This is a genomic window from Pseudomonas pisciculturae (genome assembly GCF_015461805.1).
Classification (GTDB): domain Bacteria; phylum Pseudomonadota; class Gammaproteobacteria; order Pseudomonadales; family Pseudomonadaceae; genus Aquipseudomonas; species Aquipseudomonas pisciculturae.
The window spans coordinates 584,164-608,891 of sequence record NZ_JACVZE010000002.1; the positions used below are offsets into that span (position 1 = coordinate 584,164).

The following is a 24,728-nucleotide window of genomic DNA, read 5'->3' on the forward strand; positions in this document are numbered from 1 at the left end:
CAAGTCGCCTACCGGCGTCCCGTTAAGGAAGGCGCAGCAAAGATTCCAGCACCCGCAGAGGTGCCCCCCAACCAATGCCTACAACCCGTGAGTGTGCTATGGAACCCGGAAACGCCCAGCTGTCGATGACGGTACTGATGACCCCCGATATGGCCAACTTCTCTGGCAATGTCCACGGCGGCACCCTGCTCAAGTACCTCGACGAAGTGGCCTACGCCTGTGCGAGCCGTTATGCCGGTCGCTATGTCGTCACGCTGTCGGTAGACCAGGTTATTTTTCGCGAGCCGATCCACGTAGGAGAGTTGGTGACCTTCCTCGCCTCGGTCAACTACACCGGCAACACCTCGATGGAGGTGGGCATCAAGGTGGTGACCGAGAACATCCGCGAGCGTTCGGTGCGCCACACCAACAGCTGCTTCTTCACCATGGTGGCCGTTGACGACCAACGCAAACCTGCCGCTGTACCGCCATTGCAGCCGCATAACAGCGAAGACAAGCGCCGCTTTGTGCAGGCCCAGCAGCGTCGGCAGATTCGCCAGGAGCTGGAGAAGCGGTATCAGGAAATCAAGGGCTGATCCGCTTAAAATCCCAGGATTAAAACTGGATCAAATGTGGGAGGGGGCTTGCCCCCGATGGCGGTGGATCAGTCACACAGTTGTTGACTGGCACTCTGCAATCGGGAGCAAGCCCCCTCCCACATTTGACGGTGTCCACATTTTAGATCTGTGTGCTTATAGACCGATCGGTGTGGCTTCAAACCGCACACGCGGATGGGCAATACGGTCCTGAGCCCGCACCAGCTCCAACTCGTAACTGGCACACGCCTGGGTCTCCAACAGCACTTCATGCACCGCCGCTGCGGTGAACTCAAAGGCTGCCACCAGGCTGTCACCCAACAACACCCGCGCCAGGAACAACCCCGAGGTCAAGTCGCCCACGCCCACCGGCTGACGCGGGAACGCCAGCAATGGCCGTCGCAGGTGCCAGCTGCCTTCAGCCGTCACCAGCAACATCTCAAAGCCCTCCGGCAACTTGCCCGGATAATCCAAATGCTTGACCAACACCGCCTTCGGCCCACGCGCCAACAACGCCTTGGCCATGGCTAGGCAATCGAACAGTGATTGCGGCTTGCGCCCGGCAAAGCTGTCCAGTTCCAACTGGTTGGGGCACAGGAAGTCAGCCATGGCAACTGCCTCGTCCAGCAGGAAGTCACTGACTTCCTGGGGCACGATGCAGCCTTTTTCCGGGTGGCCCATCACCGGGTCGCACAGGTACAACGCCTTGGGGTTGATGGCCTTGATGCGCGCCACACCGGTCAGAATCGCCCGCCCCTGATCGGCACTGCCCAGGTAGCCGGACAGCACCGCATCGCAGTTGCCCAGCTCGCCGATAACAGCAATCCCTTCCACTAACGCGGGAATTTGCTGCGGCGCCAACACTTCGCCCGCCCACTGTCCATACTGGGTGTGGTTGGAGAACTGCACCGTGTTCAGCGGCCACACGTTCACGCCGACACGCTGCATAGGGAACACGGCGGCGCTGTTTCCGGCGTGGCCGAAGACCACATGAGACTGGATCGCAAGCAGATGAGGTGTGCGTTTCATGCGGGAGATTTCCGTAAAACCATTGAATTTCTGGCCGCGCAGTATGCGACTAAACGCAGCCTGTACGACAGACCGACGACGCAGTTAAGCTGCGCTCACTTTGTTGGAGTTTTCGCATGCTGACCCTGGGAAATATCTTCGTGTTGATGCTGCTGGCCACCGGTGCTGCGTGGGTGTGGCACAACCACGGCCTGCGCGAGCGCGCATTGGAGCGGGTCAAGCAGCATTGCGCCAAGCTCGACATCGAACTGCTGGACGGCGCCGTGGCGCTCAAGCGCATCGGTTTTGTAAAAGATGCCAAGGGTCGGCGGCGCCTGGCGCGTATCTACAACTTTGAATTCACCGTGACCGGCGAAGCCCGCCACCCGGGCACGATCACCCAGTTTGGCGCCCATAGCGCGCAGATCGAACTGGCGCCCTACCCGTTCGAGATCAAGACGCCGCTGCCCAGCGCCGATGTGATCGAGCTAAGCCAGTGGCGCCAGGACCACGCCAGCAAGAATCGTCACTGACGACAGGCTGCCAATGCGGCCTGTAACGCAGCCACGTCTTGTGGTGCGCTGAAGATCAATTCGATACGTGAATCGCGACGCCATTCGCTGGGTTGCCAAGCGAGTGGGCTGTTATCCACAGCGTTGGCGCTGACCCAGCCTTCGCCGCTGTGGATAACCAGTTTGGCGCGGCGCCACTCAAGGCTTGCGAGCCACGCCTGCAAACGCCCGGCATTGAATTTCTGCGACGGGTGCCAGCGCCAGCCGATGCTCCAGCCGCCTTCTTGATCCTGGCTCAGGCAGATAGGCAGCGTAGGATCACTCCAGATCGCAGGGATTTGCGCCAGGCCTTTGGGCACTTCGAAGTTATCCACAGCGGCGCGAGCCTGTGCATTCAAGCCGGGTAACTGCTCCAACGGCAGTTGCGCCTGGCGCGTCCAATAATGCGGGCAATCGGGCAACTGCCGTAAGACAGCCTGGCGTTGCGCGGCATCCAACGCCTCATCCTTGTTCAACAGCAATAGCCCGGCACTCGACAACGCTTCTTGTTGGGCTTGCGGCAACGGTTTGCCCGCCGCCAAAGCCTGGGCGTCCAACACCATCACGCAGGGCTGCACCGCCAACACTTCCTGCCACGGCGCCTCTCGCAGCTGTTTAAGCAACTGCGCCGGATGCCCCAGGCCCGAAGGTTCGATAAACAACCGATCCGGCTTGGCCTTACGCAGCAAGCGGCCAAGGCCTACCTGGAACGGCGCCCCATTCACACAGCACAGGCAACCTCCGGCTACCTCGCCCAAGGCAATGCCCTCGTCGTCCAGGGTCAGCAGCGCAGCGTCCAGACCGATCTGCCCGAACTCGTTGATCAACACCGCCCAACGCTCGTTGGCCGGGCGTTGGGCAAGCAGGTGCTTGATCAGGCTGGTCTTGCCGGCGCCCAAGGGCCCGGCAATCACGTGGGTGGGAATGTTCTGCAACATGGGGGCATCATTCAGACCGTATAGGGCGTTTGATCCTACGCGGTTACGCGAGCCAATCCAGTGTCAGGATCAAGCGGCGCTCGTCGGCCTTGAGCGCGGGTGAGCGGTGGATCAGCCCGTAGCCTTCGTTGCCATGCCATTTGGTGCCCTTGAGCAACGCCACTTCGCCACAGTGGACCTGCTCGATGCGCTCGCTGGGCTCAGCGTCCGGTTGGCTCAATTTGCGGCGATCCATCACGCCTTCACGCAACCACTGGCTGCCGATGCCCGCATAGGTGGTGATCAACCGCACCGGCACATGGTCAACATGAAAACGCGGGCACATGGCCTTGTCCAACAAACGCAGGCGCACGCCGATGCGCTTGGCACCCAGCAGGCAGGCGAACGCGCTGACCAGCCATGACACATCGGCGATAAAACCTTCGTAGCCTTCAAGATCACGGCAACTGCCCGCCAAACCCTGCAAGTTCGGCTCAGCCTCTTCGCTGTTGAGTTCTATCACCATCGAGTCGGCCAATGGCTCGTTGAGCGCCACCAACAAGGCACCAAACTCGGCGATATGCAGCGGCAACTGGCGCTGCCATAGCGCCAGGTTTACGCCGTCTTCAAGAATGTCGGACAAGGCCAGCGGGGTGTCACCAAACGACTGGCGAATCACGGGGCGCAGGGGAATTACCGGGGCGAGCATCAGGCGGCTGCCTCCTCATACCAGGGGCCAAAGGGATCGGCCAGCAGGCGCCAACCGTCGACGCCCAAGGCCATTTCTTCATCGTTGAGCAAGCATGCATCCAGCTCGGCGCGCATCTGGGCGAAGTCGATGTTCTGCCCGATAAACACCAGTTCCTGGCGGCAATCGCCGGTGCTCAGTTGCCAGTTGCCCATGATCGCCGCAACGCTTTCTTCGTCCTGCGGCCACTGGCTTTTGGGCACGAAGCGCCACCAGCGTCCGGCAAAACCATGACGCATCAGGCCGCCAGCCTGGGACCAACTGCCCGCGTCCTGATGCTTGCTGGCGAGCCAGAAAAAGCCCTTGGAGCGCAGCAGTTTGCCGTTCACCCAAGGACGGTCGATAAAGTCGAAGAAGCGCTGGGGATGAAACGGGCGGCGTGCGCGATAAGCGGTAGAGGCGATGCCGTATTCCTCGGTTTCCGGCACATGTTCACCGCGCAGTTCCTGGAGCCAACCCGGGGCCTGGGCGGCACGTTCAAAGTCAAAGCGCCCAGTGTTGAGGATCTTGTGCAGCGGCACTTCGCCCATGACCATCGGGATGATTTCAGCCTGGGCGTTGAGGCGCTCAAGAATCGCCATCAGCTCTTCGCGTTCGCGGCTGCTGATCAGGTCGATCTTGCTGATCAGGATCACGTCGGCAAACTCGATCTGCTCAATCAACAGGTCGGTGATCGAGCGTTCATCTTCTTCGCCGAGGGTTTCACCCCGTGAGGCCAGGCTTTCGGCGGCCTGGTAGTCGAGCAGGAAGTTCATGCCGTCGACCACGGTGACCATGGTGTCCAGGCGGGCGATGTCGGCCAGGCTGTGCTCGTTTTCATCGCGAAAGGTGAAGGTTTCGGCCACCGGTAACGGCTCGGAGATGCCGGTCGATTCGATCAGCAGGTAATCGAAACGACCTTCCTTGGCGAGTTTTCCCACTTCCAACAGCAGGTCTTCACGCAAGGTGCAACAGATGCAGCCGTTGCTCATCTCCACCAGTTTTTCTTCGGAACGGTTGAGGGTGACGTCGCGCTGGACCTCGCTGCCATCAATATTGATTTCGCTCATGTCGTTGACGATCACCGCCACCCGCAGGTTTTCGCGGTTGCGCAAGACGTAGTTAAGCAGCGTGCTTTTACCGGCGCCGAGAAAGCCGGACAACACAGTAACGGGGAGACGATTGGGCATCAGGTATTCCTCATCAGGGTTGGCCGGTCAAATCGCCCGTTTATGGCGTTCGCGCAGCTCTTCACGTTCTTTGGCTTCGATACACAGGGTGGCGGTGGGGCGCAGCAGCAGGCGTTGCAGGCCGATCGCTTCACCCGTTTCACGGCACCAGCCGTATTCACCGCGAGCCAGCAGTTCGAGGGCGTCGTCGATCTTGTCCAGCAGCTTTTTCTCGCGCTCCAGCAGGCGCAGTTGCCATTGGCGCTGCTCTTCGGCGCTGCCTATGTCGGCCAGGTCGCTGTTGGTTTCCTGCTCACGCAGCACCAGGAACTCGGCTTCGATGCGGGCTTGCAGCTCGTTGCGTTGGGTTAGCAGCAGCTCACGGAAGAAGCCTTGCTGGGCTTCATTCATGTAGTCGGCGGCCGGCTGGGCCAGCAGGTCTTGTCGGGTCATGGAGAGCGATTCACGGGTCAGGCTGTGCTTTAATGTTATAGTATAACAATACAAATAAGCCAATCCCTCTTGAACGCCACGACGAAGGGCGCAATGCTTGAGCACCTTCCCGCCCCGAGAAACCCTATGAAATACCTGGTGTGCCCCCTGCTATTGGCAGCGGCAGTACCGGCCTGCGCCCAAGTGCCAAGCCTGCTGGCCAATTGCACACGCAGCGCCAACCTGCTGGCGTGCATAGACCCACAGGGCAATGCTTACAGCGTGGCGACGGTAGGCAGCACTACGTATTTGCGTGGCTATGAGGTGATCGGCAAACGCTATTGGGCGCAGACCAACAGCCGCTATGGGCAGCTGACGTTCTTTACCGGGTTGGCCTCGGATGGGGAGGCGTGGGTCGGCTACACGCGGCGGGTGGGCTGGACCACGATCAACCGGTTTTCCAGTTCCGGGGGGGCCAGCGCCAAGTTCACGTGCAACCGGATGACGGGCTGTTAGACCTGGGCGTTTTTCTGCTCCTGAGCCCAGGCCATGTAGCTGTTCATCGGTGGGTTCTTCTCGAAATACCGTTTAAGGCCTTCGAACAAACCATCCGCAACTGCCTGTTGATGACGCGCCGTGACCAAGCGCGCAGCATCCCGAGTGTTGGAGATAAACCCGGTCTCCACCAAAATCGACGGCACATCCGGTGACTTGAGCACCGCGAACCCGGCCTGTTCCACGCGTTTCTGATGCAGGCTGGTGATGCCTTCCAGGCTGCCCAGGATCGAGCTGCCCAGTTGCAGGCTGGAGGCGATGGTGGCGTTCATCGACATATCCAGAATGACCCCGGCCAACATCGGGTCTTTGTCCTTGAGATTGAGCAGCGTGGTGGCCCCCAGCAGGTCGGCACCATTTTCGCGCTGGGCCATAAAGCGTGCCGTGGCGGAGGTCGCACCACCTTCAGACAGCGCATACACCGAGGCCCCCGACGCCGTCAGCCGTGGCGCGGCATCGGCATGTACCGAGATAAACATGTCGGCCTTGTGCTGACGGGCGATGTCTACACGCTTGCGCAGTGGCACAAAGAAGTCGTCGTTACGCACCAGTTTCACGTCAAAACCCTTCTCGCGCTTCAAGCGTTTGGCCAATAGCTGGGCGATAGACAGCACCACGTCTTTCTCGCGCTGGCCCTTGGAGCCAACGGCGCCAGGGTCTTTACCGCCGTGGCCGGGGTCGACCACCACGATGATGTCGCGCTTGGGATGGGTTCTATCCACCGGCGGCCTGGGCTCAGCCGCGATTTGACGGGGGGCCTGGGTGGCGCTGGTCAGGTCCAGCACCAGGCGATGCCCCTGCCCATCCTGGGGGGGCAGTAGAAAGCTGTTGAGCTGCATCGGCGCCGCCAGGTCCAGCACGATGCGCGTGTCGCTCTTGCCAAAATGCCCCGAGCGGATCGCGGTAATCCCGCTGTTCTTCAACGCCAGTTGCGAGAAATCACCGCTGAGCCCTGCCCCGCTCAAATCGATGATCAGGCGCTCCGGTGCAGTGAGGGAAAAGGTTTTGTACTGCACCGGGCCGCTGAGGTCGAACACCAATCGCAGCTTGTCGTCCGAGCGCCACAAGCGCGCATTGCTGACCTGCGTGGCATTCGCCGCAAACGGCAGCGTGAACAAAGGGCTGGCGAGCAGCAGGTTTAGGAGCTGACGTCTGTGCATGACAACTACCGCGAATGGAGGAGCATCCCTACTCGACATGACTGAAAAAAGGCTGGAGCAGAATATTCATCGTCGACCTTATTGTTATACTATAACATGTCTAATTATTACCAACGATGGACCTGCTCATGAATGCGCTGACTCTGCCGGATATCGCCGCGCAGGCTTCACGCCAAGCCTTGCCACTCGATTGGGTCGGCATGTGCGGCATTGCCCTACCCATCTTCATTGACGGCCAACGCCTCAGCGCCAGCGCCGATGCCGGCGTAAGCCTGGACGATGGCGAGGCCCGTGGCATCCACATGTCACGCCTGTACCTGGCGCTGGAGATGCTTGAGCAGCAGCCCCTTACACCTGCACTTCTGCGTAATGTACTGCAGCGCTTCCTCGACACACATGAAGGTTTATCTAAGAACGCCTTCCTGCGTATCCACACCGATTTGCTGCTCAAACGCCCGGCACTGATCAGCCCATTAGCCGGTTGGAAAAGCTACCCAGTGAGCATCGAAGCGCGTCTGGAAAACCAGATGTTCCACGTGGAACTAAAAATTGACGTTACCTACTCCTCAACCTGCCCGTGCTCGGCTGCCCTCGCCAGGCAGTTGATTCAGCAACAATTTCTCCAGGATTTCGCCAACACGCCGTTGCAGCATGAAGACGTGCTGGCTTGGCTTGGCAGCGCCAACGGCATCACTGCCACACCCCACAGCCAGCGCAGCACGGCGCAGCTCAACATCCAGTTGCAAGGCGTTGACCTGCCGCTGACCGACCTGATCAACGCCGCCGAAGCCGCCCTCGGCACCGCCGTACAAACCGCTGTAAAACGCGCGGACGAACAAGCCTTCGCCCTGGCCAACGGGCAGAACCTGATGTTCTGCGAAGACGCCGCCCGCCGCCTCAACCTCGCCTTGAAACGCTCGGACGCCGTCAAAGCCTTCCACCTGAAAGTGATCCACGCCGAAAGCCTGCACGCGCACGATGCCGTGGCTGAAAGCCGCTGGACGAGACACCCTGCATGATCACCTGCACCGCTTTACGTTGGGGCGCGCCTGGCCAACCGCTGACACCCGCCCTAGACTTCACCCTCGATAAAGGCAGCCTCACCGGCATCATCGGCGCCAATGGCACCGGCAAAAGCAGCCTGCTTAAAGTCATCGCCGGCTTGCAAAAGCCGCTAGCGGGAAAGGTAACCGTGGATGTTCCACGCCGTGGCGGCCTGTCGTTCCTGCCCCAGCAACAGCACCTCGACCGCCAGTTCCCCATCAGCCTGCAAGAGTTGGTCGCCGCCGGTTTCTGGGGCACCCAGCTCTCGCCGCAACAGCGCAGCCAACGCCTTGAAGCCGTATTGGAAGACTGGTGCCTCAGCGGCCTGGAGCACCGCCCGTTGATGGCCTTGTCCGGCGGTGAGCTGCAACGTGCCCTGCTCGCCCGCATGAGCCTGGCGCAGGCGCCGGTGTTGCTGCTCGACGAACCCCACGCCGCCCTCGACGAAGAAGGCCAGGCGCTGTGCTGGAAACATGTGCACGCCTGGCACGACGAAGGCCGTACGGTGGTGATCGTTTGCCATGACCTGGCCTCCGTGCGCCATCACACCCAGCAAGTCGTACAGATCAAGCGCACCGGCTGCGTCTTCGGCGACAGCAAAGCGCTGATCCGCCCACAGCCCCACATGCAGGTGGCCTGATGCACTTTGCCGCCCACCTGTGGATGCCCTTCGTCGACTTCGTCTTCATGCGCCGCGCGCTCATCGGCGGGCTGGTACTGGCCTGTAGTACCGCGCCACTGGGCGTATTCCTGATCCTGCGACGCATGAGCCTGATCGGCGACGCCGTCGCCCACGGCATATTGCCCGGCGCTGCCCTCGGCTTCTGGTTTGCCGGCCTGAGCCTGCCCGCCCTGACCCTCGGCGGCCTCGGTGCCGGGCTGAGCATGGCCGGCTTGTCCGCGTGGATCACCCGCCGCACCGGCTTGCGTGAAGACGCCAGCCTCGCCGCCATCTACCCCATCTCCCTTGCCGCCGGTGTGCTGATCCTCGGCATCGCCGGCAAACGCCTGGACCTGCTGCACCTGCTCTTCGGCTCTGCCCTCGCGGTGGATCAAACCACCCTCACCGGCATGCTCTGGGTCACCGGGTTCAGCCTGATCGCCATGGCGGTGATCTGCAAACCGCTGCTGCTGGACACCCTCGACCCGCTGTTCCTGCAAACCGTCAGCCGTCTCGGCCCGTTGGCCCACGGCGTGTTTCTGACCCTTGTGGTGCTGAACCTGGTGATCGGTTTCCAGGCCATCGGCGCGCTGATGGTGGTGGGCCTGATGATGTTGCCGGCCATTGCTTCACGCTTCTGGAGCCGGCGCCTGCCGGTACTGATCGCGGTATCGGCAGTGCTTGGCTGCCTGTCGGTATGGCTGGGCTTGTTGCTGTCGTTTTACTACTCGTTGCCCAGCGGCCCGGCCATCGTGCTGGTAGCGGGCGCCGGGTATTTGCTGTCTGTGGCCTTCGGTCCGGTGCACGGTTTGCTGCGCCGCCCGCCCTCTCTTACATCCCAATGAGGTGTTCCCCGATGCGCGCTTTACTCGTGCTGTTCAGTCTTCTGCTGCCGCTGTCGATGGCCCAGGCTGCCGACAAACTCCAAGTGGTCACCAGCTTCAGCATTCTCGATGACATCACCCACCAGATTGGTGGCGATCACATCCAGATCAGCAACATGGTCGGCCCCGACGCCGACGCCCACACCTACGAGCCAAGCCCGGACGACGCCAAGGCGCTGCTCAAGGCCCGCGTGATCATCAAGAACGGCCTGGGTTTCGAACCCTGGCTCGACCGCCTGGTGACCAGCACCGAAACCAAGGCCACCGTGGTCACCGCCAGCAAGGGCGTGATCTCCCACACCATGGACGAAGACGGTGAAACCATCCCCGACCCGCACGCCTGGCATAACTTGGCCAACGCTGAAATCTATGTAAACAACATCACCAAGGCACTGATCACCGCCGACCCGGCCAACAAGGCTGATTACCAGCGCAATAGCCAAGCCTACCTGCAAGACATCTACCGCCTGCTGGCCGAAGCCAAAACCAAGTTTGCCGCGCTGCCGCCGGGCAACCGCCGCATCGTTACGTCCCACGACGCCTTCGGTTACCTGGGCCAGGCGTATGGCATCGAGTTCCTCGCGCCACAGGGCCTGTCCACCGAGCGTGAGCCGTCTGCCGCCGAAGTGGCGGCGTTGATTACCCAAATTCGCAAAGACAAGGTCAAGGCCGTGTTCATGGAAAACATCAAGGATTCACGCCTGCTCAAGCAGATCGCTGACGAAAGCGGCGCGCAAATCGGCGGCACGCTGTACTCCGACGCCCTCGCTGCTAAAGGCCCGGCCAGCACCTTCATCGGGTTGTTCGAGTACAACCTCAACACGCTCTGCGCCGCGTTGGGCAAGCCATGATCCGCAAGAACCCGTCCGGCGATCTGCCGGTGATTGCCGAATCGGCCTACGTCGACAAGACCGCGATCATCTGCGGCAAAGTCATCATCGGCGAGAATGTCTTCGTCGGCCCCTACGCCGTGATCCGCGCCGACGAGGTTGACGCCAGCGGCGCCATGGACCCGATCACCATCGGCGCCAACTCCAACATTCAGGACGGCGTGGTCATCCACTCCAAATCCGGCGCGGCGGTGACGATAGGCGAATTCACCTCGATCGCCCACCGCTCCATCGTCCACGGCCCCTGCACGGTCGGTGACCGCGTGTTCATCGGTTTCAACAGCGTGCTGTTCAACTGCGCCCTAGGCGATGGCTGCGTGGTGCGCCACAACTCGGTGGTCGATGGCCGCGACTTGCCGGATGCGTTCTACGTGCCCTCCACCACCCGCATCGGGCCCAGCACCGACCTGTCGCAATTCCCGCCGGTGAGCGTCAGCGCATCGGAATTTTCCGAAGACGTGGCGCGCACCAATGTCGACCTGGTGCGCGGCTACAAAGCCCTGCAAAACGAGTTCTGAACCATGAGCCGCCTGCTGATCCGCAATGCCCGCCTGGTGAACGAAGGCCAAGAGTTCGACGCTGATGTGCTGGTATCCAACGGCCGCATCGAGAAGATCGCCAGCAGTATTGAGGGCTGCAACGCCCCCGTGGCCATCGACGCCAAAGGCCAATGGCTGCTGCCGGGCATGATCGACGACCAGGTGCATTTTCGCGAACCCGGCGCGCCCGACAAAGGCAGCTTCTACAGCGAGTCCCGCGCGGCGGTGGCCGGCGGCATCACCAGCTTCATGGACATGCCCAACACCAACCCGGCCACCCTGAACTTGGAAGCCCTGGCCGACAAAAAGCGCCGCGCCTCTCTACATTCGGTGGCCAACTACGGCTTTCACTTTGGAGTGAGCAACGACAACCTCGATACCGTTGCCGCCCTGGACCCGAGCCAAGTGGCCGGGGTCAAAGTGTTCATGGGCGCCTCCACCGGCAATATGCTGGTGGACGACCCGCGCATCCTGGAACGCCTGTTTGCTGAAGTGCCGACCATTCTGCTGGCCCACTGCGAACACACGCCGAGTATCCTGGCCAACGAGCAGCGCTTGCGCGAACGTTTTGGCGAGCACATCCCCGCTGTCGCTCACCCACTGATCCGCGATGCCGAGGCGTGTTATCGCTCGTCGTCGTTTGCGGTGGAATTGGCCAAGCGTCACGGTACACGCCTGCATGTACTGCACCTGACCAGCGCACGAGAACTGGCGCTGTTCGAAGACAAACCGCTGGCGCAAAAGCGCATCACCGCCGAAGTCTGCCTGCACCACTTATTGTTCGATGACCGCGACTATCACCGCCTGGGCCACCAGATCAAATGCAACCCGGCGATCAAGACCCGCGCCGACCGCGACGCGCTGCGCCAAGCCTTGCTCAGTGATCGTCTGGATGTGATTGGCAGTGACCATGCGCCGCACACTTGGGCGCAAAAACAGTTGGGGTATCGAGAGGCGCCGTCAGGTTTGCCCCTGGTGCAGCATGCGCTGCCGGCGTTATTGGAGTTGGTGGCGGATGGGCTTTTGCCCCTGGCGACGCTGGTGGCCAAAACCAGCCATCGCGTGGCGGACCTGTTTGCCATTCCCGATCGCGGCTATTTGCGCGAAGGCTATTGGGCCGACCTGGTGTTGATCCAGCCCGAGCCCGACGGCAAACCGGTGAGCAGCCAGCCGATCCTGGGGCGCTGTGGCTGGACACCTTTCGCCGAACGCAGCTTTCGTCACAGCGTCAGTACCACGTTGGTGTCCGGCCACCTGGCCTGGCACAACGGCCAAGTGGTCGACAGCTGCCAGGGTTTGCCGCTGCATTTCTTGCGTTAAGCGCGGGGTTTGACCGTGCCGCAATCGTTGCCAAGCCATTGGGCGTGGCTGTCCAGGCTGCCCTTCTGCTGGATGCCGGTAGCATTGAACGTGCCGTTGACGGTGGTGGTGAATTCTTTCTGGCTCTGGAAAGTCGCCACACCCGTGCCTTGGGCTTTCGGGCAGCTGAAACGGAATTTCCACTGGTTACCGGTCTTGTCGGTCACTTCCTGTTTACAGCCCGATTGCGGGTCGGTCAGGGGGATCGAATCGGAGGCCACCTGTGCCGGGGTCAAGCACACCTGCACGCCTTTACCGGCCATGGTGATGCCTTGTTTTTCCAGCATGGCGCGCTGTTCAGGGGTCATCTGTTGCTTGAGCTGGCCGAGAATCAGCGACAAATCCGGCAGGTCCTGGTTATCCACTTTCATGTTGCTGGTGGTCAATTCCCACAAGCCCGGCGCCAGCATCTGCGCCTGCGCCGCTACCGGCAGCGCCAAACCAGTGACCATGGCTAAACAGAGCAAACGAGCATTCATCGGGTAACTCCTGGGTAATGTTGGGCGTTAGACGCCGCAAAGCCGCCAGTGTTGCACGGCAAATAAAATAGCGACATTCATAGCCGTTCATGGTCTGTTAGGCATTGGATTGTCTGGAGTATCGCCGTCCATGGATTTCTTTGGCCCGCACCTGCTCGCCTACTTCATTGCCACGCTGCATTTTTTCGGCACCCTCGCCGCGCTCCACGCGGTGCTGACCGTCAGGACCGCCCAAGGCTCCATCGCCTGGGCCTTGTCGCTGATGTTCATTCCCTACCTCACGCTGATCCCCTACCTGATTTTTGGCCGCAGCACCTTCGACGCCTATATCCAGGCACGCCGCCAGGCCAACCAGGAAATGCACAGCGCCATCGCCGAGCTGAACTGGCGCCCCTGGGTCGAAGAGGCGTTGGCCGCACGAAACTCCAGCGCCTATGCCTCCTTGCGCGCCATGCCCAAGCTGGGGCGCATGCCGTGCCTGGCCAACAACGAAGTGCGCTTGTTGATCAATGGCGACGCCACCTTCAGCGCGATTTTCGACGCCATTCGCAGCGCCAAGACCGCCGTGCTGTTCCAGTTTTTCATCATTCATGACGACGAACTTGGCCGCCAACTGCACACCCTGTTGAAGAAGAAAGCCGCCGAAGGCGTCGCCATTTACGTGCTCTACGACCGCATCGGCAGCCACGCCCTGCCCCATCGCTACGTGCAATCGCTGCGCGATGCCGGCGTACAGGTGAAGGCATTCGCCACCCGCAGCGGATGGCTCAATCGTTTCCAGGTCAACTTTCGTAACCACCGCAAGATCGTGGTGGTGGACGGCATCACCGGGTTTGTCGGCGGGCATAACGTGGGCGATGAATACCTGGGCAAAAAGCCGCCACTGGCACCGTGGCGCGATACCCATATGCAGGTCACCGGCCCTGTGGTCGCGTGTTTGCAGGAGTCGTTTGCCGAGGACTGGTTCTGGGCGGCGCGTGAGTTGCCGCCGCTGATCCTCCCGGACGCCTACCCCGAAGATGGCGTGCTCTGCCAACTGCTCGCCAGCGGCCCGGCCGACCCTTACGAAACCTGTTCACTGTTCTTCGTCGAAGCTATCCATGCCGCAACCGAACGGGTGTGGATCACCAGCCCCTATTTCATACCCGACGAAGCCGTGTTCGCCGCGTTGCGCCTGGCGGTGTTGCGCGGCGTCGATGTGCGCTTGCTGCTGCCGTCGCGGCCCGATCACCGCATCGTCTACGCCGCTTCGAGCCTTTATGCGATTGAAGCCGTGCGCGCAGGCGTGCGGGTATTTCGATATACGCCGGGGTTCCTGCATCAGAAGGTGGTGTTGGTGGACAGCGAAATCAGCGCCATCGGCAGTGCGAACATGGACAACCGATCGTTCCGGCTGAATTTCGAAGTGATGTTGCTGACGGTGGATGAGGGTTTTGCCCGCGAAGTGGAGCAGATGTTGCTGGATGATTTCGCCTTGGCCCATGAGGTCAGCCAGGAAGAAAGCCGCGAGACCCCGCGTTTGCAGCAGTTGGGGATGCGGGTGGCGCGCTTGATCTCGCCGATTCTCTAACAGGCGACGCGGTGAAAAATGTGGGAGGGGGCTTGCTCCCGATAGCAGTGGTTCAGTTGATATATGTGTGACTGACACACTGCAATCGGGAGCAAGCCCCCTCCCACATTTTGATCTTCAGTGTATTCAGAAGATCAGCGGTAGATATCTTCCCGCGTCCATGGCAGTTCATGGCCGCCATCGGCATGGGGTTTCACCGCCAATATCTGATGCAAGTTGATCCACCCCCGCGCAAACGCATACGCACACCCGGCCAGGTACAACCGCCAGATACGCAATGCCTGCTCCGGCACCATCTTCGCGGCGGCTTCCAGGTTGTCTTCCAGGCGCTCGCTCCAGTGGTCCAGCGTGCGCGCGTAATGCAGGCGCAGGCTTTCGACGTCGACCACTTCCAGCCCAACTTCGCTGAGCTCAGCCGTCATCATCGCCAGGTGCGGCAGCTCGCCGTTGGGGAACACATAGCGCTCGATAAACTCTCCGGCGCCACGGCCCACGGGGCGGCCGTCGGTGTGCTTGGCGGTAATGCCATGGTTCATCACCAGGCCACCTTCACGCACCGCGCCGAACAAGGTTTGGCAGTAGGCGGCCAGGTTGGCGTGGCCGACGTGTTCAAACATGCCCACGCTCACCACTTTGTCGAAACGCCCGTCTTGCGGCAGGTCGCGGTAGTCGAGTAGTTGCAGGTCAACCTGGTCTTCCAGGCCCTCGGCGTTCACCCGCTCCCGGGCCAGCGTCAACTGTTCTTTACTCAGGGTGATGCCAAACACTTTCACCCCGAATTCCCGCGCCGCAAAGCGCGCCAGCCCGCCCCAGCCACAGCCGACATCGAGCAAATACTCGCCCGGCTGCAACCGCAGCTTGCGGCACAGGTGGCGAAATTTGTCTTGTTGGGCTTGGTCGATGGATTCGCTGCCGGTTTCGAAATAACCGCAGGAGTACGCCATGTCCTGGTCCAGCCACAGCTGGTAGAACGCGTTAGACAGGTCGTAGTGGTAGGAGATGGCCGCCGCGTCAGTGGCCTTGTCGTGGGTCGAGCGCACCGGACGACTCCCCTCGTCGTCCTCAATCAGGGCGTGGCTCAACTCGTCGCACACCCGGATCACTTCGGTGATGGAGCCTTCCAGCTCCAGTTTGCCCTCGATAAAGGCTTCGCCTAGGGAATCGAGCGTGGGATGGGTCAGCTGTGTCACGACGGTGGGGTCCTTCACCACGATGGTCACACTGGGCTCAGGGCCCAAGTTGAATTCATGGCCATCCCAGAGTCGAAGACGCAGCGGTAGCTGAAGATTCTGTAAGGCCGGTGGAAGTTGCGCGAGCATGAGTAGTCCCCCCTTGTTTCAGACGTCTGGAGTGAGGGTAGACCATCCCTATAAAAGTAGGCAGCTATCTATTGGTAGCACCCCGCCGACTAAGTTCGACGCTCGATCAGCCCCTCCTGCACCCACTGCTTCAGCCATGTAACGGCTTGCAGGGGCGCACCCTCTGCATAAGTGACTGCCAACTCAGCGCACAGTTCTGAGAAGCACCAGCCGCTGGTCACCATACCCGCCAACGCACAGGCTTCTGCCGGCTCCAGGCTGCGGTAATGGCACACGTTCTGAGAACGCCACACCAGGCAAACCTGCGCAAACTCAAGGGCCTGGCTACCGGGGAAGCCTGAGTCGTCCTTGCTGGCCCGCCAGATCGCCACGGTATTGAAGTGGCACAGCAACTGCTGCACCGATGGCGCCAGCGTGACGTGCAAATCCGGCCAGGCCTCTGGCGGCAACTGCGCCATGTCATTGAGGCTCAGCGCATGACCCTGCGGCGCGTCGAAGGCCAGCGTAAACGCCCACTCCAGCCGAGCCAGTTCGGCCAGTGGCGCGCTTTGCTCGGCGATCAAATGCTCTGTGATAAACCCGGGTAAGCGCTCACCGAGCCAACGCAGGCTGTAATGGCCCGACGGATAACGGCGCACGTAGGCTTCGGCCAGCAACGCGAACTCATCATCACCCAGCCAATAGCGCGTGGCGCTGAAGTCGTGTCGCAACACTTCCTGTAACCGCGCCAGGTAAGCGTTGTGATAAATCGCCAAGCCCGTTTCCACATCCAGCGTCGGGCCGCCCATCAAGGTGGCGGCGAAACCCGCGCTGGCAACTGGCGACTCCGTGAGTAGGTGATGTTCAAAGGCCAACTGCCAATCGGTCAGGCGCATAGCGGTCTCCTGGCCAACGCCTCAGCACCCAGTTCACGCGCCTTGCTCAATTCGGTGAGTAACTCTTCGAACGGTGGGAAGTGGTCATCACGCTCCAACAATGTCGAAACAGGCCCCAGGTGTTCCAACGTCTGCTGGTACAGCGCCCACACCGGATCGCACACCGGATGGTCATGGGTATCGACCACGTAGTCGCCATAATCCTTATGCCCGGCCAGGTGCAGTTGGCGGATGCTGTCGGGCGGCAGATTACGGATAAACGTCCAGGCGTCGAAGCCATGATTGCGCGAGCTGACATACACGTTGTTAACGTCCAGCAGCAGTTGGCACCCCGACAGGTGGGCCAACGCGGTGAGGAATTCCCACTCGGTAAACTCATCGGCCTTGGCGCGTACGTAACTGGAGACGTTTTCCAGCACCAGTGGGCGCTGCAACACGTCCTGCACTTGGCGCACGCGGGCGGCTACGTGGTAGAGGCTTTCTTCGGTGTAAGGCAGGGGCAGCAGGTCGTGCAGCTGGTGGGCGCTGCCGCGGCTCCAGCACAGGTGATCGGAGACCCACGCCGGCTGGATACGCTCGGCGAGCTGCTTGATCTGCGTGAGGTAGTCGATATCGAGGGCATGAGGCCCGCCGATGGAAAGGGACACACCGTGCATCACCAGGGGGTAACGCTCGGCTATTGCATCCAGGTAGTACAGGGCTTTGCCGCCCTGGACCAAATAATTCTCGGAGATCACTTCAAACCAATCCACCGCAGGGGATTGCTCAAGGATCTGCTCATAGTATTCATTGCGTAAACCCAGGCCGTAACCGAGGTTGGGAAGGGACGTCGGCATCAGACACTCCTGGGGAAAGTGTCCGCAGCGGCGTAGGCAGCCGCTGCGGGTGCACGGGGTTACTCGCCGACTTTGCCGCCAGCCGCATCGCACGCGGCCTTGGTCATGGCCTTGAAGCCGTGCCCCTTGCACGCAGCCTGGCCCTTACAGGCGTTTTCGGCGGTCTTGCAGTCATTCATGCCTTTGCAGGAAGTGACGCCGTAGCAATGAACAGTAGCGTCGGCAGCCTGTACCTGGGTGGCAACACCGGCAAACATTGTGGCAGCAGCGATAGCCAGGGCTGCACCGGAAACGGCGTTTTTGATGTTCATTATTGTAGTCCTCAGAGATCGGTAGGGGTGTCGGTCCGAGCGGATTGCTCGGTCTCGACACACCACTAGAGAGAGGCCCCCCATCGGCGTTACAACGGTTTCAAGATTTTTCTTCAAGTTTGGACAATGGCTCCTGAAAACGCAGCAAACGCCCGGCGTTGCCCAGCACCAATAACGTGCTGAGGTTGTGCAATACCGCCGCAATCATCGCGCCCGCCGCCCCCAGCCAGCCGAAGGCGGCAAACACCACGATGGCCAACGTCCAACCCAGGCCGATGATCACGTTCACCTGCAAGGTCTGCCGGCACTGGCGGCTCAAGCGCACACACGTGCCCAGGCGCCGCAGGTCGCTGCCGATCAACACTACATCCGCCGAGGCCAACGCGATATCCGCCCCACCCGCCCCCATCGCCACGCCAACTACACCGGCCTTGAGCGCCAGGGAATCGTTGATGCCGTCGCCTACCACCATCGGGCGGAAGCCGCTGCCGATCTCTCCCAACACGCGGTTGAGCTTGTCTTCCGGCAGGGCTTGGGCTTCAACGTCACTGATGCCTACGTCCCGCGCCAGGCTGTCGGCGACGCTTTGGCGGTCGCCGGTGAGCAACAGTTGGCGGCCCAGGCCGAGGTCACGCAACTCTTGCAGGGCCTGACGGGCTTCGGGTTTGACGCTGTCGGCCAGCAGCAGCCAGGCGAGAAACGCCCCGTTCAAGGCCAAACCGGCAATCGGGCCATCATGGTTCGGAACCGGCGTCGTCACGATGCCCAACTGCTCAAACAACTCCGGCCGCCCCAACGCCGCTTCGCCCTGCGAAGTCTGCGCAACCACGCCCAGGCCCTGACGCTCGCGGATATCGGTTAGCGACAGCCTCTGCTCCTGCGTCGCCAACCCCGCCAGCGCCCGGCTGACCGGATGGCTGCTGGCCGAACCCAAGCTGGCGGCCAGATTGAGCAACACCTGCCGATCCGGCGCGGTGGTTTCGATGGATTGCAGGCGCAGGGTGCCAAACGTCAGGGTGCCGGTCTTGTCGACCACCAACGAGGTCAGGTCCGCCAATTCCTCCAGAAACGCCGAGCTGCGAATCAAAATCCCATGGCGCGCTGCCACGGCAATCCCCGCAATCGCGGTAGCCGGCGCCGACAACACCAATGCACAGGGGCATGCCGCCACCAACACCGCGAGCATCGCCTGGGCATCGTTGGTCACAAACCAGGTCACCGCTGCCAGTAACAACACCAACACCATATAGCTGCCGGCGTACCGCTCCAGCAGCCGCGTGATCGGCGGCTTGGAACGCTCGGCGTTCTGCATCAGGGCGATGACTTTGCCCAAAGTGGATTCATGGCCGGTGCGTGTCACTTCAAGGCGCAGCAACCCATCCAGATTGATCGCCCCCCCAAACACTTGCACGCCCACACTGGCTTCCAACGGCACCGACTCACCGGTAATCGGCGCCGTGTCCAGGCTCGCCTGGCCCGACAACACCACCCCATCGGCCGGCACGCGGTCACCGGCGCGCACTTCAACGATATCGCCGGTATTGAGCGTGCCGTTGTCCACTTCAACGATGCTGCCATCGGCCTGCACCAAACGCGCATGGCTGCGGGTCAATTTGCCCAGGGCGTGAATGGCCTCCTGAGAACCGATTACGCTGCGCTCTTCCAGCACATGGCCGAAGATCATGATGATCGGCAGCAGCGCGGCGGTCAGCAGATCACCGGTCGCCCAGGCGCCAAGCATGGCCAGGGCGATCAACTGGTCGGTGATGCCGTGCAGGCTGGGAAACCGCAGGCTGTACCAGGCCGAACGCATCACCGGCACCGCCACCAACAGCGAAGCGACGCCCAACAGCAACTGGCTCACCCCGCTCTGGTCCGGCGCCAGCCAGCGCCACACCAGGCCCAGTACCAGTAGGCCGAGCGCCAGCATGGCCAGGGTCAATTGCCGCGCAGCACTGCGCTGCTCGGCGGAGGTCAACATAGGTGCGCTCATTGTTCGGCTCCCTGGATGATCAAGCGGGAGTCGTCTTTGGGGTCGACCGTGGTCACGGAACCGGCCTGGCCGAGGATCTTCGGCAAGCGTTCGCGGTATAGGCGCAGCAACAAGCCCGGGTCTTTCACTTGGGCCAGGCTGGCTACAGTGGCGGTTTGCGCCTGGGCATTGGCCAGGCGTTCGCTGGCTTGGGCGTGGGCCACTTGCACCAAGCGGTCGGCCTGCTGATTGGCGGTCTGGGTGAGTTTTTCTGCATCCGTGCGGGCGTTGGCCACGGCTTTATCAGCTTGCTGGCTGGCGGTCAGTACGGCGTTGAACGCATTCACCGCCGGCCCTGGCAGGCTCGATTGCACATCCACACGAGTGACGGCGATGCCCAGGCCCAAGCCACTGGACGTCAACGCTGCCAGTTGTTGATTGATGCCTTGCACCAGGTCACCGCGCAGCCGTTCACGACGCTCGGCGGCGCCGTTGTCAGTGCCCATCAGCTCGGGGCGCGCCACCAAAATCGTATCCAGATCGCGGGCGGCCGTAAGGGCAACGGCGCTACGGGTCACCAGGCGATCAAGGGCCGGCAACACATGCTCGCCCTGGAGCACGAAGGCATAGGGCTCAGTGACTTTGTAAAACACCCGCACATCCAGCTGTACCACCCCGGCATCGCCGGTCAGCAGGTAACCGGAGCCAGCCAGGGCATCGCTCAGCGGCGTGGCAAAACTGGCCACGCGGTCCGCCTGGATCGCCGCGTCGGAACGCAGCAGGTTCGCCACCCTACGCTCGATCACCCGGTCGGCCGCCGGCAACAGCACCACTTGCTCAAACGGTTGCGGCCAGGCCAGCAACAGCCCGGCATTCTGGATGCGGTCCAGGGCGCCAAAGTGCAGCACCACGGCGCGGTTCTGCGGGTCGATCTGGCGCACATTGGAAAACGCCCAGGCCAACGCGGCCAGCACGGTTACCGCGTACAGCGCCAGGAAAGTCAGGCGCCCAGCCTGGATCCATGGGCTGTCCGGGCTGTCACGCTCGGTCATGGCTGGACGTCCTTCGGCCCGTCCACCAAGGCGCGAAACGGCGCCGCATCGGTGCGCAGGATGATCTTGGTACCCGGCGTCACCACGGTGCCCAAGGTATCCAGCGAGCGCAGCAGGTTGTACAGCTGCGGGTTGCCGGCGTAGGCGCGGCCGTAGATCTGCGCGGCTTCGACCCGCGATTGGGCTTCGATATCGGCGGCTTTCACCGTGGCGTCGGCCTGCACGATGCGCGCATCACGCTCGGCGCCAGAGCGGATCTGCGCGGCCTCGCGCTTGCCCACGGCGGTGCGTTCGGTGGCAATGGTTTCACGCTCGGCGCGCATGCGGTCGACGGTGGCGGTGAGGGTGACCGATGGTAGGGTCAACCGTTCGATACCGACTTGCGCCACGCGCACGCCATAGGTCGTGAGCAATTGTTGATCAATCTGCTGGCGCAGCTGCGCTTCGAAATCGGCGATGCGCACTTGGCTGGCGTCGGTGTTGACCAGGCTGGAGAGGTCGAAACTGGCGGCCGTGGTTTCCAGTGCCGAGCCAACAAAGGTGCGAATCTGCCGCGCCGCTTCATCCGGCTGGTTCTGCACCGCGCGCATAAAACGCTGCACATTGTCGGCATCGCCCTGCACCTGCCACGCCACGTAGGCCTGCACGATAATGCGCAGGCCATCACGGGTGCCCACATCCTGCAAACCACTGGAGGTGGTGCGCAGGCGCAGATCCACCGGGATTGCCGCCTCGAACGGCGCTGGCCAGCGCCAGCCCAGGCCTGGTTCCAACAGCACCCGCGCCGGGTTGCCGAAGCGCGTGATCACCGTAGCCTCGCCGGAACGCACCTGCACCAGGCTGGCGGCCGCTACCGCAAACAGCACCAGCAACGCCGCCCAAGCCATGCGCCGCCACGGGAAGGGGCCAGCAGCGTGTTCGTCACCGTGATGATGGTGGTGATGGCCATGATGATGACCGTGATCGTGGGAATGAGCGCTCAACAGACAGACTCCTTATTGAACGGCTTTACGCGGCGCGGAAGGGTCGGCCGGTAAGGTAAAGGAACGCAGATCGATCGTCGGCGCACTGTCGGCGCCCAGGCGATGATCCAGAATAAGCAGCTTGGCGTGGGCCAGGCCCTGGCTGAGTTGGCCGAGGTACTGTTCCAGTACGAAAGCCTGGCCGGCGGTGGCGTAGGCCTTTTGTTCGGCAGCGAATCGCAGATCAGCGGCCTGGGCGCCCGCATTCACTTCGCGGGCGGTGGCCGTGGCCTGGTCGCGGGCGGTGCTGGCTTGCAGCAAGGCCTGGTTGGTTTGCTCGCTGGCGGCGCCGCGCTCGCGGGAGATCAGCGCCTGGGCGCCGATCTGCGCCGCTTGCACGCCGTGATAGGCGTTGGCGGCGCCGGCGGGGGGGTGGATCGCTTCGACCACGGTGGCGAGAATTTCCACGCCGCTGTCGAGTTTTTGTAGATCCGCTTGCACGGCGCGGCCGATTTCGTCCGCAAGGCTGGTGCGTTGTTCACCCAGCAGTTCGTCGAGGGTGCGCGAAGCAAAGTCGTGAACCAGTATGCGGCTGGCGGTGCTGCGGATCAGGGTCGGCACATCGGCGCTGTTATAGGTGGCGGCCAGCGCGGCCTGATCGGTCAGGCCGATACGGTAGACGAACCGCACATCCATATTGACGATCTGGAAGCTCTGCTTGTCGCCGCTGCTGCTGGCGATGACCTGGGATTTATCATTCACATGGCTGGCGTCCCATAGCCGATTGGCGATCAGCGGCGCCGGGCCTTCGGCAGGGGCCAGTTCCGGCGCGGCGGCTTCGCTGACGCTGGTGGCCAGTTCGTGGACCACGCCGTTTTCCACCTTGATGACGCGCCCCAACGGCCACGGTAACCCGGCGTGCAGGCCTGGGCCGTAAACCTCTACTGGTTTGCCAAAGCGCTCATAAATCCCACGACCTTGCAGGGCCACTTCGTGCACGCCGGTCAGCGCCCAGCCGACCGCCAACACCACCAACAGCACCGGCAAAAATGCCCGGCGCATGTAGGTAAAGGCCCAGATCTGACGCAGGTCGATGCCGAAGCGGTTGTGCAATTCGTGCTGTAACGCCAGCAAGGGTTGCGGCGGCCAGCGCAGCAGCCCAGCGATAAAGCTTTGCGCCATCAGCCGCGGTTCGAGGCGCGGTTGGCGCGGGCTGAACAGCGAAAGTACGGCCCTCAGCAAAAACTCCACGGCGACCAGCGCTGGCAGCAAGCCGATCAATACCGCGAGGCGCAACGGCCAGACGGATTCGGCGCCAGCAAACAACAGGCAAACCGCACTGACCACCAGGCAGATAATCGCCACCCGGCTCAACTGCGCCAGTTGCGAAGCCTCAGGCCATTGGGCGGCGGTTTCCTGGGCCAGGCGGCGTTCGAACACCAGCAAGGCAAACGCCAAGGCTAGCGCCAGCGCGGCACCAATGGTTGCCGATTGGCCGACCGCCGCGGCGGGCAAGGCCAGGTTCCAGAACTCAGTGATGCTGACGAGCGCCAGCAGCGACCAACCGCCCAACCACAACACCGGCGCGCCAATCTGTTGAGCAAAGCGTCCTGCAAGCCGGGCGTACCGGCCCGTTTCTTCAACCGGTACTTCGATCACAGACTCTTCCAGCGCCTGCGCGCGCCAATCGGCCACCCACCACGCCGATTGCAAACCCGCCACCAACAGCAGTAGCGCCGAGGCACAGTTGATCAACACCACCGGCCAGATCGACAGCGGCGCAAACAGCGCGACAAACAGCGCCAGCACCCAACCGGCGACGGCCAATGCGGTCAGCCCGATGCCGGCCTGGCGCAATCGCCGGGAATGGAACGGCCCCTGTTGAAAACGCGCCAGGCCTTCTACCGAAGCGCCGTCAGCTTCCAGATCCACTTGCATCCACTCAACGCCCACGTGCACATAATTCGTTACGATATAACACGCAACGTGAAATTTTTGTTCGGTGAATGCAGCTTTCGAACACGATATAAATCCAGGGTGGGAGGGGGCTTGCTCCCGATAGCAGTGTGTCAGTCATTGCATTTGTAGCTGACCCACCGCTATCGGGAGCAAGCCCCCTCCCACATTTGCCCCTCGTTGCCTTCCAGACCGTGACTAAACCCCCATAAACACGCGCCATCACTGGTGAACGCTACGAATAATCGGCACACTCCAACCCAGTTTTTCGCGGGTTCACGGACAAGGAAGCGTCACCTCCCATGATTTCGATCTATCAGCTCAAGCCGCGTTTTCAAAACCTGCTGCGCCCCCTCGTGCAGCGCCTCTACGACAACGGCACCACCGCCAACCAGATCACCGTCATTGCCGGCGTGATCTCCCTGCTGGTGGGCCTGCTGATCGCCAGCTTCGCCCATCACCTATGGCTGTTTGCGCTGATCCCGCTGTGGATGATCCTGCGCATGGCCCTCAACGCCATCGACGGCATGCTCGCCCGCGAATTCGGCCAGCAATCACGCCTGGGCGCGTACCTCAATGAACTGTGCGATGTGATCGCCGACAGTGCGCTGATCCTGCCCTTCGCGTTGATCCCCGGCGTGAGCCTGGCGCCAGTGCTGCTGGTGGCGCTGCTGGCGGTGTTCAGTGAATACGCCGGCGTGCTGGGGCCGATGGTGGGCGCATCCCGCCGCTATGACGGGCCGATGGGCAAAAGCGACCGGGCCTTCGTGCTCGGCGTGCTGGCCACCGGCGTGGCGCTGGGCTGGCTGGGGGCGGGCTGGGTCGACGCGGTGATGTGGCTGGTCGCCGCCCTGCTCGCCTACACCCTGGTCAATCGAGTGCGCCAAGGCCTCAAAGAAGAACACACTTCCCCTTCTGCATAAGG

26 protein-coding genes are annotated in these 24,728 nt (G+C 62.0%); 11 read left to right on the plus strand and 15 right to left on the minus strand.

Annotation, left to right across the window (positions count from 1 at the left end; translation table 11 throughout):
• The first annotated feature begins 98 nt into the window (after window positions 1–98).
• Entirely contained in the window at window positions 99–575 is a 477-nt protein-coding gene (locus tag ICY20_RS08330; protein ID WP_017739034.1) for an acyl-CoA thioesterase, read from the plus strand.
• A gap of 156 nt (window positions 576–731) precedes the next feature.
• Here the strand turns inward: ICY20_RS08330 and pdxY are convergent, their stop codons facing one another.
• The gene (gene pdxY / locus ICY20_RS08335; protein WP_159960420.1) at window positions 732–1,604 is read right to left on the minus strand and encodes a pyridoxal kinase PdxY; all 873 of its coding nucleotides are present in this window, start codon (window positions 1,602–1,604) and stop codon (window positions 732–734) included.
• A gap of 116 nt (window positions 1,605–1,720) precedes the next feature.
• Between pdxY and ICY20_RS08340 the strand changes: the two genes are divergently transcribed.
• Complete coding sequence (locus ICY20_RS08340; protein WP_122511969.1) at window positions 1,721–2,116, plus strand: DUF3301 domain-containing protein; 396 nt, start codon at window positions 1,721–1,723, stop codon at window positions 2,114–2,116.
• Here ICY20_RS08340 and ICY20_RS08345 read toward each other — a convergent pair.
• The 4 genes from ICY20_RS08345 to dksA are packed head-to-tail and all read right to left on the minus strand — an operon-like array spanning window position 2,110 to window position 5,400.
• Window positions 2,110–3,072 carry a CobW family GTP-binding protein gene (locus ICY20_RS08345; protein WP_159960422.1) on the minus strand — a complete coding sequence of 321 codons (963 nt, stop codon included), beginning with the start codon at window positions 3,070–3,072 and terminating at the stop codon, window positions 2,110–2,112. The genes ICY20_RS08340 and ICY20_RS08345 overlap by 7 nt on opposite strands.
• 43 nt (window positions 3,073–3,115) lie before the next feature.
• Window positions 3,116–3,760, minus strand: coding sequence for a DUF1826 domain-containing protein (locus ICY20_RS08350; protein WP_159960424.1), 645 nt, complete (start codon window positions 3,758–3,760; stop codon window positions 3,116–3,118).
• Window positions 3,760–4,968 (minus strand): zinc metallochaperone GTPase ZigA, encoded by a 1,209-nt coding sequence (zigA, locus tag ICY20_RS08355; RefSeq protein ID WP_159960426.1) that lies wholly within the window; start codon window positions 4,966–4,968, stop codon window positions 3,760–3,762. The genes ICY20_RS08350 and zigA overlap by 1 nt, the downstream gene beginning before the upstream one ends.
• Window positions 4,969–4,995: 27 nt before the next feature.
• Entirely contained in the window at window positions 4,996–5,400 is a 405-nt protein-coding gene (gene dksA / locus ICY20_RS08360) for an RNA polymerase-binding protein DksA (RefSeq protein WP_159960428.1), read from the minus strand.
• A gap of 126 nt (window positions 5,401–5,526) precedes the next feature.
• On the opposite strand from dksA, the gene ICY20_RS08365 reads away from it, so the two are divergent.
• Window positions 5,527–5,895 (plus strand): glutamine synthetase, encoded by a 369-nt coding sequence (locus ICY20_RS08365; RefSeq protein ID WP_159960430.1) that lies wholly within the window; start codon window positions 5,527–5,529, stop codon window positions 5,893–5,895.
• On the opposite strand, the gene ICY20_RS08370 is transcribed toward ICY20_RS08365, so the two are convergent.
• Entirely contained in the window at window positions 5,892–7,094 is a 1,203-nt protein-coding gene (locus ICY20_RS08370) for an N-acetylmuramoyl-L-alanine amidase (protein ID WP_159960432.1), read from the minus strand. The genes ICY20_RS08365 and ICY20_RS08370 overlap by 4 nt on opposite strands.
• Window positions 7,095–7,222: 128 nt before the next feature.
• On the opposite strand from ICY20_RS08370, the gene folE2 reads away from it, so the two are divergent.
• Genes folE2 through ICY20_RS08400 form a run of 6 tightly spaced genes read left to right on the plus strand, consistent with a single transcriptional unit; the run spans window position 7,223 to window position 12,432 of the window.
• Window positions 7,223–8,113 carry a GTP cyclohydrolase FolE2 gene (gene folE2, locus ICY20_RS08375; protein ID WP_159960434.1) on the plus strand — a complete coding sequence of 297 codons (891 nt, stop codon included), beginning with the start codon at window positions 7,223–7,225 and terminating at the stop codon, window positions 8,111–8,113.
• Window positions 8,110–8,778 carry a metal ABC transporter ATP-binding protein gene (locus tag ICY20_RS08380; RefSeq protein ID WP_159960436.1) on the plus strand — a complete coding sequence of 223 codons (669 nt, stop codon included), beginning with the start codon at window positions 8,110–8,112 and terminating at the stop codon, window positions 8,776–8,778. Before folE2 ends, ICY20_RS08380 begins: the two co-directional genes overlap by 4 nt.
• A complete protein-coding gene (locus tag ICY20_RS08385) occupies window positions 8,778–9,644 on the plus strand; it encodes a metal ABC transporter permease (protein WP_159960438.1) in 867 nt (288 codons plus the stop codon). Before ICY20_RS08380 ends, ICY20_RS08385 begins: the two co-directional genes overlap by 1 nt.
• Before the next feature lie 11 nt (window positions 9,645–9,655).
• On the plus strand, window positions 9,656–10,534 hold the full coding sequence (locus ICY20_RS08390; protein ID WP_159960440.1) for a metal ABC transporter substrate-binding protein: 879 nt from the start codon (window positions 9,656–9,658) through the stop codon (window positions 10,532–10,534).
• On the plus strand, window positions 10,531–11,091 hold the full coding sequence (locus tag ICY20_RS08395) for a gamma carbonic anhydrase family protein (RefSeq protein ID WP_159960442.1): 561 nt from the start codon (window positions 10,531–10,533) through the stop codon (window positions 11,089–11,091). Before ICY20_RS08390 ends, ICY20_RS08395 begins: the two co-directional genes overlap by 4 nt.
• Before the next feature lie 3 nt (window positions 11,092–11,094).
• Window positions 11,095–12,432 (plus strand): dihydroorotase, encoded by a 1,338-nt coding sequence (locus ICY20_RS08400; RefSeq protein ID WP_159960444.1) that lies wholly within the window; start codon window positions 11,095–11,097, stop codon window positions 12,430–12,432.
• Here the strand turns inward: ICY20_RS08400 and ICY20_RS08405 are convergent.
• On the minus strand, window positions 12,429–12,950 hold the full coding sequence (locus ICY20_RS08405) for a DUF3617 domain-containing protein (RefSeq protein ID WP_105521334.1): 522 nt from the start codon (window positions 12,948–12,950) through the stop codon (window positions 12,429–12,431). The genes ICY20_RS08400 and ICY20_RS08405 overlap by 4 nt on opposite strands.
• Before the next feature lie 130 nt (window positions 12,951–13,080).
• On the opposite strand from ICY20_RS08405, the gene cls reads away from it, so the two are divergent.
• Window positions 13,081–14,520 carry a cardiolipin synthase gene (gene cls, locus ICY20_RS08410; RefSeq protein WP_194937273.1) on the plus strand — a complete coding sequence of 480 codons (1,440 nt, stop codon included), beginning with the start codon at window positions 13,081–13,083 and terminating at the stop codon, window positions 14,518–14,520.
• 134 nt (window positions 14,521–14,654) lie between these two features.
• Here the strand turns inward: cls and cfaB are convergent, their stop codons facing one another.
• The 8 genes from cfaB to hflK (ICY20_RS08450) form a co-directional block, all read right to left on the minus strand.
• Window positions 14,655–15,839: a C17 cyclopropane fatty acid synthase CfaB gene (gene cfaB / locus ICY20_RS08415; protein WP_159960448.1), complete on the minus strand. Its 1,185-nt coding sequence runs from the start codon at window positions 15,837–15,839 to the stop codon at window positions 14,655–14,657.
• 89 nt (window positions 15,840–15,928) lie between these two features.
• Window positions 15,929–16,714 (minus strand): HvfC/BufC N-terminal domain-containing protein, encoded by a 786-nt coding sequence (locus ICY20_RS08420; RefSeq protein WP_159960450.1) that lies wholly within the window; start codon window positions 16,712–16,714, stop codon window positions 15,929–15,931.
• Window positions 16,705–17,550: an MNIO family bufferin maturase gene (gene bufB / locus ICY20_RS08425; RefSeq protein WP_159960452.1), complete on the minus strand. Its 846-nt coding sequence runs from the start codon at window positions 17,548–17,550 to the stop codon at window positions 16,705–16,707. Before bufB ends, ICY20_RS08420 begins: the two co-directional genes overlap by 10 nt.
• A 59-nt stretch (window positions 17,551–17,609) precedes the next feature.
• On the minus strand, window positions 17,610–17,861 hold the full coding sequence (gene bufA2 / locus ICY20_RS08430) for a BufA2 family periplasmic bufferin-type metallophore (RefSeq protein ID WP_159960454.1): 252 nt from the start codon (window positions 17,859–17,861) through the stop codon (window positions 17,610–17,612).
• A 100-nt stretch (window positions 17,862–17,961) separates the two neighbouring features.
• Window positions 17,962–19,854, minus strand: a complete 1,893-nt coding sequence (locus ICY20_RS08435) for a cation-translocating P-type ATPase (RefSeq protein WP_159960456.1) — start codon at window positions 19,852–19,854, stop codon at window positions 17,962–17,964.
• Window positions 19,851–20,885, minus strand: coding sequence for a protease modulator HflK (hflK, locus tag ICY20_RS08440; RefSeq protein WP_159960458.1), 1,035 nt, complete (start codon window positions 20,883–20,885; stop codon window positions 19,851–19,853). The genes ICY20_RS08435 and hflK (ICY20_RS08440) overlap by 4 nt, the downstream gene beginning before the upstream one ends.
• Window positions 20,882–21,871, minus strand: a complete 990-nt coding sequence (gene hflC, locus ICY20_RS08445; RefSeq protein ID WP_194937324.1) for a protease modulator HflC — start codon at window positions 21,869–21,871, stop codon at window positions 20,882–20,884. The genes hflK (ICY20_RS08440) and hflC overlap by 4 nt, the downstream gene beginning before the upstream one ends.
• 9 nt (window positions 21,872–21,880) lie before the next feature.
• A complete protein-coding gene (gene hflK / locus ICY20_RS08450) occupies window positions 21,881–23,785 on the minus strand; it encodes a protease modulator HflK (RefSeq protein ID WP_159960462.1) in 1,905 nt (634 codons plus the stop codon).
• A 320-nt stretch (window positions 23,786–24,105) separates the two neighbouring features.
• Between hflK (ICY20_RS08450) and ICY20_RS08455 the strand changes: the two genes are divergently transcribed.
• The gene (locus ICY20_RS08455; protein ID WP_159960464.1) at window positions 24,106–24,726 is read left to right on the plus strand and encodes a CDP-alcohol phosphatidyltransferase family protein; all 621 of its coding nucleotides are present in this window, start codon (window positions 24,106–24,108) and stop codon (window positions 24,724–24,726) included.
• The last annotated feature ends 2 nt before the right edge of the window (window positions 24,727–24,728 follow it).

What these genes read in the sequence shown, in the direction of transcription:
- ICY20_RS08405 (WP_105521334.1), bottom strand. Translation starts at nt 12,950, where the DNA reads ATGAATGCTCGTTTGCTCTGTTTAGCCATGGTCACTGGTTTGGCGCTG.
- dksA (WP_159960428.1), bottom strand. Translation starts at nt 5,400, where the DNA reads ATGACCCGACAAGACCTGCTGGCCCAGCCGGCCGCCGACTACATGAAT.
- hflK (WP_159960462.1), bottom strand. Translation starts at nt 23,785, where the DNA reads ATGCAAGTGGATCTGGAAGCTGACGGCGCTTCGGTAGAAGGCCTGGCG.
- folE2 (WP_159960434.1), top strand. Translation starts at nt 7,223, where the DNA reads ATGAATGCGCTGACTCTGCCGGATATCGCCGCGCAGGCTTCACGCCAA.
- ICY20_RS08385 (WP_159960438.1), top strand. Translation starts at nt 8,778, where the DNA reads ATGCACTTTGCCGCCCACCTGTGGATGCCCTTCGTCGACTTCGTCTTC.
- ICY20_RS08455 (WP_159960464.1), top strand. Translation starts at nt 24,106, where the DNA reads ATGATTTCGATCTATCAGCTCAAGCCGCGTTTTCAAAACCTGCTGCGC.
- ICY20_RS08345 (WP_159960422.1), bottom strand. Translation starts at nt 3,072, where the DNA reads ATGTTGCAGAACATTCCCACCCACGTGATTGCCGGGCCCTTGGGCGCC.
- bufB (WP_159960452.1), bottom strand. Translation starts at nt 17,550, where the DNA reads ATGCCGACGTCCCTTCCCAACCTCGGTTACGGCCTGGGTTTACGCAAT.
- bufA2 (WP_159960454.1), bottom strand. Translation starts at nt 17,861, where the DNA reads ATGAACATCAAAAACGCCGTTTCCGGTGCAGCCCTGGCTATCGCTGCT.
- ICY20_RS08380 (WP_159960436.1), top strand. Translation starts at nt 8,110, where the DNA reads ATGATCACCTGCACCGCTTTACGTTGGGGCGCGCCTGGCCAACCGCTG.
- ICY20_RS08340 (WP_122511969.1), top strand. Translation starts at nt 1,721, where the DNA reads ATGCTGACCCTGGGAAATATCTTCGTGTTGATGCTGCTGGCCACCGGT.
- ICY20_RS08330 (WP_017739034.1), top strand. Translation starts at nt 99, where the DNA reads ATGGAACCCGGAAACGCCCAGCTGTCGATGACGGTACTGATGACCCCC.
- cfaB (WP_159960448.1), bottom strand. Translation starts at nt 15,839, where the DNA reads ATGCTCGCGCAACTTCCACCGGCCTTACAGAATCTTCAGCTACCGCTG.
- ICY20_RS08370 (WP_159960432.1), bottom strand. Translation starts at nt 7,094, where the DNA reads ATGCACAGACGTCAGCTCCTAAACCTGCTGCTCGCCAGCCCTTTGTTC.
- cls (WP_194937273.1), top strand. Translation starts at nt 13,081, where the DNA reads ATGGATTTCTTTGGCCCGCACCTGCTCGCCTACTTCATTGCCACGCTG.
- ICY20_RS08420 (WP_159960450.1), bottom strand. Translation starts at nt 16,714, where the DNA reads ATGCGCCTGACCGATTGGCAGTTGGCCTTTGAACATCACCTACTCACG.
- ICY20_RS08350 (WP_159960424.1), bottom strand. Translation starts at nt 3,760, where the DNA reads ATGCTCGCCCCGGTAATTCCCCTGCGCCCCGTGATTCGCCAGTCGTTT.
- ICY20_RS08400 (WP_159960444.1), top strand. Translation starts at nt 11,095, where the DNA reads ATGAGCCGCCTGCTGATCCGCAATGCCCGCCTGGTGAACGAAGGCCAA.
- zigA (WP_159960426.1), bottom strand. Translation starts at nt 4,968, where the DNA reads ATGCCCAATCGTCTCCCCGTTACTGTGTTGTCCGGCTTTCTCGGCGCC.
- hflK (WP_159960458.1), bottom strand. Translation starts at nt 20,885, where the DNA reads ATGACCGAGCGTGACAGCCCGGACAGCCCATGGATCCAGGCTGGGCGC.
- ICY20_RS08365 (WP_159960430.1), top strand. Translation starts at nt 5,527, where the DNA reads ATGAAATACCTGGTGTGCCCCCTGCTATTGGCAGCGGCAGTACCGGCC.
- pdxY (WP_159960420.1), bottom strand. Translation starts at nt 1,604, where the DNA reads ATGAAACGCACACCTCATCTGCTTGCGATCCAGTCTCATGTGGTCTTC.
- ICY20_RS08390 (WP_159960440.1), top strand. Translation starts at nt 9,656, where the DNA reads ATGCGCGCTTTACTCGTGCTGTTCAGTCTTCTGCTGCCGCTGTCGATG.
- ICY20_RS08395 (WP_159960442.1), top strand. Translation starts at nt 10,531, where the DNA reads ATGATCCGCAAGAACCCGTCCGGCGATCTGCCGGTGATTGCCGAATCG.
- ICY20_RS08435 (WP_159960456.1), bottom strand. Translation starts at nt 19,854, where the DNA reads ATGAGCGCACCTATGTTGACCTCCGCCGAGCAGCGCAGTGCTGCGCGG.